Source organism: bacterium (assembly GCA_021158245.1).
GTDB lineage: Bacteria > Zhuqueibacterota > QNDG01 > QNDG01 > QNDG01 > QNDG01.
The window spans coordinates 1-8994 of the sequence record JAGGVB010000077.1; the positions used below are offsets into that span (position 1 = coordinate 1).

Annotated in this window: 9 protein-coding genes; 6 read left to right on the forward strand and 3 right to left on the reverse strand. The window is 35.9% G+C overall.

What is annotated here, in order from left to right:
* From J7K93_04730 to J7K93_04755, 6 genes are all read left to right on the forward strand, one after another.
* On the forward strand, positions 1-275 hold a 275-nt coding region (locus tag J7K93_04730), incomplete at its 5' end, for a restriction endonuclease subunit S (protein MCD6116298.1).
* A complete protein-coding gene (locus tag J7K93_04735; GenBank protein ID MCD6116299.1) occupies positions 272-973 on the forward strand; it encodes a DUF3800 domain-containing protein in 702 nt (233 codons plus the stop codon). The genes J7K93_04730 and J7K93_04735, both read left to right, overlap by 4 nt.
* A complete protein-coding gene (locus J7K93_04740; protein MCD6116300.1) occupies positions 967-1698 on the forward strand; it encodes a hypothetical protein in 732 nt (243 codons plus the stop codon). The genes J7K93_04735 and J7K93_04740 overlap by 7 nt, the downstream gene beginning before the upstream one ends.
* A gap of 543 nt (positions 1699-2241) precedes the next feature.
* A complete protein-coding gene (locus J7K93_04745; protein MCD6116301.1) occupies positions 2242-2694 on the forward strand; it encodes a rhodanese-like domain-containing protein in 453 nt (150 codons plus the stop codon).
* A gap of 45 nt (positions 2695-2739) precedes the next feature.
* Positions 2740-3783 carry a hypothetical protein gene (locus tag J7K93_04750; GenBank protein ID MCD6116302.1) on the forward strand — a complete coding sequence of 348 codons (1044 nt, stop codon included), beginning with the start codon at positions 2740-2742 and terminating at the stop codon, positions 3781-3783.
* Between the two features lie 50 nt (positions 3784-3833).
* On the forward strand, positions 3834-4043 hold the full coding sequence (locus tag J7K93_04755) for a hypothetical protein (GenBank protein ID MCD6116303.1): 210 nt from the start codon (positions 3834-3836) through the stop codon (positions 4041-4043).
* Positions 4044-4471: 428 nt separating this feature from the next.
* On the opposite strand, the gene J7K93_04760 is transcribed toward J7K93_04755, so the two are convergent.
* The 3 genes from J7K93_04760 to htpG all read right to left on the reverse strand — a co-directional run bounded on the left by J7K93_04760 (position 4472) and on the right by htpG (position 8787).
* Positions 4472-4942 (reverse strand): HAD hydrolase family protein, encoded by a 471-nt coding sequence (locus tag J7K93_04760; protein MCD6116304.1) that lies wholly within the window; start codon positions 4940-4942, stop codon positions 4472-4474.
* A complete protein-coding gene (locus tag J7K93_04765; protein ID MCD6116305.1) occupies positions 4939-6702 on the reverse strand; it encodes a hypothetical protein in 1764 nt (587 codons plus the stop codon). The genes J7K93_04760 and J7K93_04765 overlap by 4 nt, the downstream gene beginning before the upstream one ends.
* A 159-nt stretch (positions 6703-6861) precedes the next feature.
* Complete coding sequence (gene htpG, locus J7K93_04770) at positions 6862-8787, reverse strand: molecular chaperone HtpG (GenBank protein MCD6116306.1); 1926 nt, start codon at positions 8785-8787, stop codon at positions 6862-6864.
* Positions 8788-8994: the final 207 nt, after the last annotated feature.

Sequence of the window (8994 nt, forward strand, 5' to 3'; positions counted from 1 at the left end):
ATCCGCCCATGATTCACCTTTTCCATCGTTTTTCACAAGGACTTGTGTCTGATACTTTGAATTTGAAGTTTCGTCATTTCTCGCAGGTAAAAGCGATTGTCCCCTCGGAGGCCGAACAAATCCGCATTGCCGCAGTGCTTTCCACCTGCGACCGGGAAATTGAGCTGCTTAAAAAGAAACAGGAAAAAATAAAGGAACAGAAAAAGGGGCTGATGCAGAAGCTGCTGACAGGGGAAATTCGCCATCCGAAATTTTTAAAGGAGGGGCATTCATGAAATTTGAAGTCTATTGCGATGAATCCATGCCCGATCTTTTCACAACTAAAAAACCAGCTGGCCGTTACCTGATGATAGGTGGTTTGTGGTTGCCGGCCTCTTTGCGGGAAGAAATGAAACACAAGATTCGTAGATTGAGAGAGAAACACAATACCTGGGGTGAAATAAAATGGTCCAAGGTGTCACCATCCAGACTCTCCTTTTATCTTGACCTGATAGACATGTTTTTTTCGTACGATCTTGAGTTGCGGTCCCGATGCATTGCTGTGGATCATACTCAACTTAAAATGTCCTTGTACGACAACGACAGTGAACTTGGTTTTTACAAATTTTATTATCAGCTTTTGCACCATTGGATACTGGATTTTAATGAATACAGAATTTTCTGTGACATCAAGACGAATCGCGATCCTGATCGGTTAAAGGTACTTAAAAGATGTCTTCAATACGCAAATCTTTCATCGATTATTACAGACATTCAATCCTTGCCATCCAGGCAGGTTGTATTGATCCAGCTTTGTGATTTGCTGCTTGGAGCTGCAAGCAGCAGAATGAATAACACACTAAAAGCCGGTTCTGCAAAGAGTGAATTGGTTTGTTTTTTGGAAAAAGGGATAGGAATTGACACACTTGCTCCCACACCCAAGGGAACTGAGAAGTTCAACATCTTCAAGATACAACTAAATGGGGGATGGTAGTTGAACTGCCTTTAATTAAATCAAAGTTTTTTAACTTGATTACGTACTTTGACCATGCACAGATATCTGATTATGGTAACGGGCAGTCTTTTGGTTTTAAAGCAGACTTGAATCACATGGAAAGCATTCTGGATTTTCAATTTGTTTTTGAGAGAAGAATTCTCGGCAGAGAGTTTATCTCTAATTATTTCGGCCCATTTTATGAAATCCTCAGAAATACCTCGCTCGGCGAATTGATGGAGTATTACGAATCTCTCGGCGGGGATGTTTCAGGTGTTCCGCAGGAGTTCAGGGATGCACTTTATGAGATTCCTGTAAACAAGCAGATGCTGCTTCCCATGATGACGGAAAAGAGAAAAGGGTGGTTCGGTGCAATGCGGTTCAATTTTCTGCACCTTATTACTGCAATGGGATATTACCAGAGGATTGACGGTGAGGCAAACAGCGGGCTTATGCATCTCGGCGCAGCTCTGTCCCGTTCAATTCCCCTTATCAGTCTTGAGGCAAGCTATGATAAGTGGGGAGTTGACAATTTGAAAGATGCTACAACCCTTGATTATCGTTCTGTGGCACGGTTCGGAGTAGGGTATAAAGTTAAACCCTATCTTCTTCTGTATATGGATTATATCTGGAATTTCAAGATGAACGAGGAAACAGGAAGGTATGAACCTCAGGAGAGATTCCAGCCGAGGCTTGCGTTCAGGTATAATTTCGGAAAGTTTTAACTAAAATTGTTGTAAATAAAAAATATAGCCGGGGTTTTGCCCCGGCTTTTTGTTTGAACTGCTTAGAAAAATCTGTAATAAGTATAGCTTTCTGAGAAAGTCTTAACATGTTAAGATAAATGAAATTAAGGTTTATAAATAATGGATTAACTCCATATATTTCAGCAAATTTACTATGGGCTTGATAAAAACAATCTCCACAAATTTTGTTTGAATGCTGAATTATTATTCTTTCAGGTGTACCCAAATGTTTATAAATAAAAAGAATAAGTAGTAATTGAAAATATAATAGGAATAAAAATAAATAAACACTACTTGACAAATCTTTTTTTATTTTTTATATTTAGAAAGTTGATGGTATATTTTAAGTAGTACAGTAGTTGCATCTTTAGTTCAAACATCATACCATAATTGCAGCAAAGCAGTTTTTGCATCTGATTGCAGAGGATTAGTACATCCTGGAATTAAAAGGAGTATTTCCTCAATAAGAAAGATGCGCCAAAAATTATCCTAAAAAAGTCAAATTCCATTCAGGGGGAATTTGTGAAGCACGTGAAAGTTGTTAAAATATTACTTGGAATAATTTTAATATTCTTATTATTGTTTAATTTTGAATATATACATAAAAAATATAATATGAAAAATGAACTTAATATAGAATCAATAGATGTGAATGAATCTTATCACCTTTTTAAAACAAGCAATCCAATATTTTTGGATGCCAGACCTGTGGGATTTTTTAAATATGAACATATACCGAATGCTGTTTCATTACCATATACTATACATATTATAAAAAGTAAAATAAAATTTCTACCAAAGGATAGTTTGATAATTACTTATTGTGATCATTCTGGATGTACATTGGGTTATTTATTAGCAAAATATTTAAGAAAAAATGGATTTTCTCACGTATATTTTTTGAATGGAGGTATAGATTTGTGGAGGCAGAAAGGATATGATATGGATAGATTACAAATTGAAAAAAATAATTAAATATTAAGAGGTCATGTTATGATAAGTTGTTACCGGATTAATAGTTTGAAGAGATGGAATAAACAGGTTATAGTTTATTTAACCCTTACAGTTGTTCTTCTGTTCTTTTCTTGTTCAAACAAAATAAATAAAATAGTCGATTTTAGTGATATCTTTACACAGGTTGACTCACTTTTAATGGGTGATAATGATTCAATATCACAGCCTGTTGATGTAGCAAGAGTTGATGATAGTTCTTTTGTTTTTATTGATTTTTGGGCAAGAAGTATTTTTTCTTTATATAAAGCTTCGGGAAAAATAATGAGAATAGGTGAAACAGGTAGGGGACCGGGTGAATACATATGGCCTGACAAGCTAATAGCAAATAATGATAAGATATATTTTAGTGATTTTCAAACAAGGACGATACAGAAGATTGATATTCAGGGAAAATATTATAACAAAATAATAGTTGATTCGCCAATAAGAAGGTTTTGTATTGATAAGTATAACAATTATTATATATTAGCCCCATCAAAAGAACAACTAAGGGTATATGATAAAAGAGGAAAACTAAATAAAAAGCTTTTACCTGTTAATGAAAAGTATAAATATCCAATATCAAAATTACATGGAGGAGGGATATGTTATGATAATAATAAATATATTTATTTTGCAAATGTTATTGGAGCTGAGATTTATAAAATTAAATTAGATTCGTCTTACATAGAAAAATTCAGCAGAATAAGTTCTCCTGTCTACAAAAAAGTGCCAATGAAATTACAGGGGGATTCATATTTAAATTTTGACGGGCCAAAAAGGCGTAAATTATTGGAGCAAGTTACTAAAATAATGAATTTGTATTTTATTGATACTTCGAAAGGTTATGTGGCAGTTTATTTAAAGGATGGTGACAATTTTAATTTTATTGAAATTTGGGATAAAGATGGAAAGCTATTAAGAGTAGCAATTTTTTCTCAAAGTGAGTATCCTATTGGATGTAGCAATGGAGAAATTTTTACAATTAAAGAAAGAACGATAGCTGGTAATGAAGATAAAATAGAGTTTTGGTTAAATATTTATCATATTAATGATATAACAAGAAAATAATAATTTCCGCTATATATTTAAGGTATAGTGGGAATATGGAGGAAGTAAAAATGACAAAATGGATTTTTGTGTCAGTTGTTGTGATATTATTATTGACTATATTTAATGTAAGTAATGTAAGATTGTTAAATGCGGAAAAAAATGTTTCAGGAACTTGTTTTAATCATGCTAATTCGGATTGTCAGTCTTATCAATTACCGCATGGTACACTTTGGGTATGTCAGGAAGGTTATAAAGGCCATAACTGCAGTGATACATGATAGTAATAAGTTGTGGCATGTTAAAATAATAAAATAATGCCTTTATTTAAAGTTTAATTTTTATAAAAGTGTGATTTGGCAGTTGTATCAAATTCTTGTATATCCTTAATTTGTAAAAGGTTGCAATATTTAAATTGCAGCCTTTTACTTTTCTGCCTCCGGGGCTGTATCAAAAGTCCTTTAAATAGTACATAGATTTCTAAAGTAAAAACACTTGAAAGGCACCCCAAGTTATTGTAAATTATGTTTATAACAACAAAGACAATAACAAAAAAAGGAGCACCTTTCAAGTGAAAGCTAAAATACAGTTAAGACAATAAAAACTTCATTCACCGGTGGTAAATTAAGCCTTTATCCATAGAAAACCCGGAAGAGCCTTATGTTCTAAATACTGAATTATGACTTTTTAAGGGAGATCCTGCTTTTCCCTACCTCCTCAAACTCGCTGTTATGCGTTTCGGATTTAATAAAATTTCCATAGCATCAATAATGCTTTTACAAATTATATCCGAGTTTAAAATTGTAGCTTTTGCTGCTCCTTCTTCCTGAATCACTGCAATACCGAGTTCTGCACTTCTTACCATTTCATTATCATTAAATCCGTTTCCGATAGCGCAGACATTTTGTTTTTCGAGAGATTTCACAAATTTTGCTTTTTCTTCTGCCTGCGTATCTGAACTTAAAATTTTAAGAGAGCAGGGCACAGATTTCAGCTCTTTTCTTGCCATTCCGAATGTATCTGCAGTAATAACATGGATTTTTACGAAATCGGACAGTTTCAGCAGTCTTTCTCTCACACCTTCAATCAACTTACCGTCAATAGCAAGAGTGCCGTTAAAGTCAAAAACAAGGTGTTTGATGTTTATATTATCTGACCCGGGTATTTGTATTTCAATCATTTCATAACCCTTAATTTTTTGTAAGACAAGTACAGAACAACACCGTCGTGGTCAGATGACCTTAACGGAGAATCTTTGATTCTGCTGAAATATTCCGGTGTGTCGCAGTTACCGCGGCAGAAGACAATATCTGACACGGATTTTTTTAAATTCTGCGAAACAAGGATGTGATCAAAACAGGCGCTGTTGCCCTGATAAATAAATGAATATCTTTCATTTTCTGCAGCTTTAAAGATTGTATCAAAAAGAGGGGGTGTAACAGGAGATTTGGCATGGAAAAAAGATCCGGATTTCTGCTGTCTGCCTGATATCTCTCCCAGAATGTCAGCATATCCGTCGGTAAACTGAAAGGAGTTAAAGTCTCCTGCCACAACTATTTTAAGATTTTTATCAGATGTCTGCAGCTTTTGAATCAGTTTTGCAATTGATACGCTTTGAAGGAATCTTTTCTTCCTGATCCTGAGTGAATCCGGGCCGTCTATTCCATATAGCGACCGTAAATGAACTGCTATCACAACAATGGGAATATCAGCTCTGTTTTTTATATGACAGAATATTGCAAGAGGAGGGCGGTCGTGAAGGAGAGAGTGTTTTTGTCCCCAGTTGAATTTTTTGTTTTTGCAGTATTGAATTACTGAGTCGACAATAATGTTTTTATCCGTAAGAAAACCCACATCCATGCCTGAAGGGTCATTGCCGTTTTTCAGAAAACATTTATAGGATGTTTCAGGGCTCAGTTTTTTTATCTGCTCTGCAATATCTTTAAGTACCTGCTTATTCTCAACTTCTTCAACAGCAAGTATATCAGGCAGATTCATGGTTTTTAATATAAACAGAGCTCTTTTTTTAATCATAAGCCGATATGTTTTGCGGGACAGAACAGCATCTATTGTTGTGTTGTCGTCTATTGTATCAAACATGCGTTTGAGGTTAAATGTACCGATTGTAATTTCGTTTCTGTTTTTTTCCCTCGCTCTGTGTGGTGTCGGCTTTTTCCCAAGAGCGATAAATTTCGGTAAAATTTTATACTGTCCGTAAGAGAATGTCATAATACCTTTTACTGCATCAATTTTTACTCCGCTGAAAAACCGCTGTTTTTTACCTCCAATTCCATCAGGATCGATTTTTATTACTTCTGGGTTGCCGTCCCACACAGGGAATCCTCTCTGACCGGGAAACAGAATCCCGGGTTCGCGGAATGCCCTTTTCCCGGAAAGGGAGATGAATGCCTCTCCGTATCTGTCCGATGGGCCGCAGATAAAGAGTTCTGAAGAAGAAACACGCATGCCTTCAAAACGCTCAAGAAATTGTTTTCTATTTATCAATTCAGGAAGTTTAAAGCAGGGCGGAAGCTTTTTTGTATGTCCTTTTTTTATAATTTTACCGATTAAACTAATCTCGGTTAATTTATGAAATTCCTTAACTTTGCCTTTTATGTCTACAATATCTCCGACTTTTACTTTTGGTTTATATTTAGTGTATACAAAAATTCCGTCGGAAGTAGCAGGATTATTATCACTCCTAGTTATGGGAGTCTGCATAAAGAAGCCGTTTTTTGCAATACCTGTCACAATATTTTTTTTCAGAAATACAGTTTTCCCCTCAAAAGGTGAATAGAGCCCTTTCCCCTGAATTTGGAATATCTCTTTTTTATTGTTGGGATATCCGTACAAGCCTGAAAGTAAAATGAGAATTAAAAGTATGTATACAATTTTCCTTATTGCAGGAATATGGGCAGGGGGATTTCTAAGTGGATTCATAATTGGGGCTCATTTTTTTCGTATTATTGTGCCGGAAAATTCTGTTTCCCAAGGTTAACTTGGGAAACAGAATGCTAATGTATTTATAATTGATTTGAAAAGATTGCTTCGTTATCCGATTGTACGAACTCCTCGCAATGATAAGGAATACATGCAATCTCACTTTTTCTTTTCAGTACTTTTTTCCCCTTTTGATTTTTCTGTGTAGAGCTCTGCTGTACGGCTGATAATTTTCTGGAATTCTTCAGCCATGTTCTGCGGTTTGTCTACTGCTCCGTCAAAAAGCAGGGCTGTTGAAAACAGGCTGTTTGTCAAATCGTCAAGAACAGGGTCTTTGGGATCCTTTTTATAGATGTCAAGCATATTTGTGATAATCGAATGATTCTTATTGATCTCCATTACTTTCGGAACAGCAGATATTTCCTGATTAAGCATGGACATAATCTTCTCCATCTGGGAAGACATTGCTTTATTCTGACTTACAAGAATTGCAGGGCTTTTAACGAGCCGGTTAGACAGGCGAACATCTTCCACCCGGCTGCCCAGTATGTTTTTCATTCTGCGTGTCAGAGTTTCTAACTCTTTTACAACTTCCCTGTCAGGCTCTTCTTCTTTATTTTCAGTACTTCCGGCTTTTTTTATTTCATCGGGATCAGCCTGATCCACGGATTGGATTTGTTTGCCTGAAAATTCCATGAGGCCTGGCAGTGCAAATTCATCGATCGGGTCAAAGCAGTACAGCACTTCAATATCTCTGTCATTAAATATTTCCAGAGTCGGATTTTTTTCAACAGCATCTCTCGAAGCCCCTGAGAGGAAGTATATTTTTTCCTGATTTTCAGCCATTCTGTCAACATACTCCTTTAGAGATACAAGCTCATCCTTGCCCTTGCATTTTGATGAGTTGAACCGGAAGAGGCCTGCAATCTGATCCTTATGCTGGAAATCAGTATATCCCTCCTTAATTATTCTGCCGAATTCCTTATAAAGAGAATTATACTGTTCGGCATCTTTTTCAGCGATATCAGAAAGATGAGAGAGAAATTTACCGGTTAATGTATTTTTTATCTTAATCAGATATGGATTTTCCTGCAGAGTTTCTCTTGAAATATTTATAGGCAGGTCGTCGCTTTCCACAACTCCTCTGATAAACCGAAGATACTGCGGCAGTATCTCCTTTGCGTGGGGATCTACCATTACTCTTTTCACAAAGAGCTGTACTCCCTCCTCCTGCTTGCCAAGCCCCAGGAATTCCAGATTGTTTTTGGGGACGAAAAGCAGGGCATTAAACTGCAGCGGTACATCAGCGGAAAAGTGCAGCCATGTAACAGGGTCCTCTTCCTGATGTGCAATAAACTTAAAGAATGATTTATAGTCTTCATCTTTAACGGAATTTTTCGGATCCCTCCATATTGCGGAAATTGTATTAACCCTGTCTTTATTTAAAATTATGGGGAAAGGGACAAAGTTTGAATATTTTTCAATTGCGCTTTTTACTGTATAGTCATTTGCAAATGATTCTGCATTTTCCCTGAGAAAAACAGTAATGGTTGTGCCTCTTTTAACTTCCGTGTCAGCCTGGCGGATATGGAACGAGCCTTTTCCGTCGCTTTCCCATAAACAGGCAGGCTCTTCCGGAACTGCGGATTTTGTAATAATCTCAACTTTTTCGCCTGCCATGAATACCGAATAAAATCCTACGCCGAATTTTCCGATTAATGATAAGTCTTTGTCTTTTGATTCTGAAAGATTTTTAATAAAATCTGCTGTTCCGGATTTTGCAATTGTTCCTATGTTGTTTCGGAGTTCTTCAGCGGACATCCCAATTCCTGTATCTGATATGATGAATTTTTTATTATCCGTATCAAGAGTGATGTTTATCTCAAGATCCAGATTTTTATCGCAAACAGGTTCTGCAAGCAGCATTTTCAGTTTTACCTTGTCAAGGGCATCTGCTGCATTTGATATAAGTTCACGGATAAAGATATCCCTGTGAGTATAGAGGGAATGTGTAAGAATTTCAAGAAGCTGGCTTATTTCAGCTTTAAATTTATAGTTGCTTGTTTTTGCTTTTTCTGCTGTCATGACTGATTCCTCCCATTGGTTTTCAAGACGTTAAATATTACATATTTTAGGAGGATTTGTCAAGTGAAAAGAAAGGGTAAACTTGCACCCCCCGAAAAACCGGTTGATGAACATGCAGTAAGGTCATTAAAATAAATGGAGTTAAAAGGCATAAATAAATTGAAAAAGGTTCTCCGATTTGTTATATTAAATTGACAAAAAAAACTA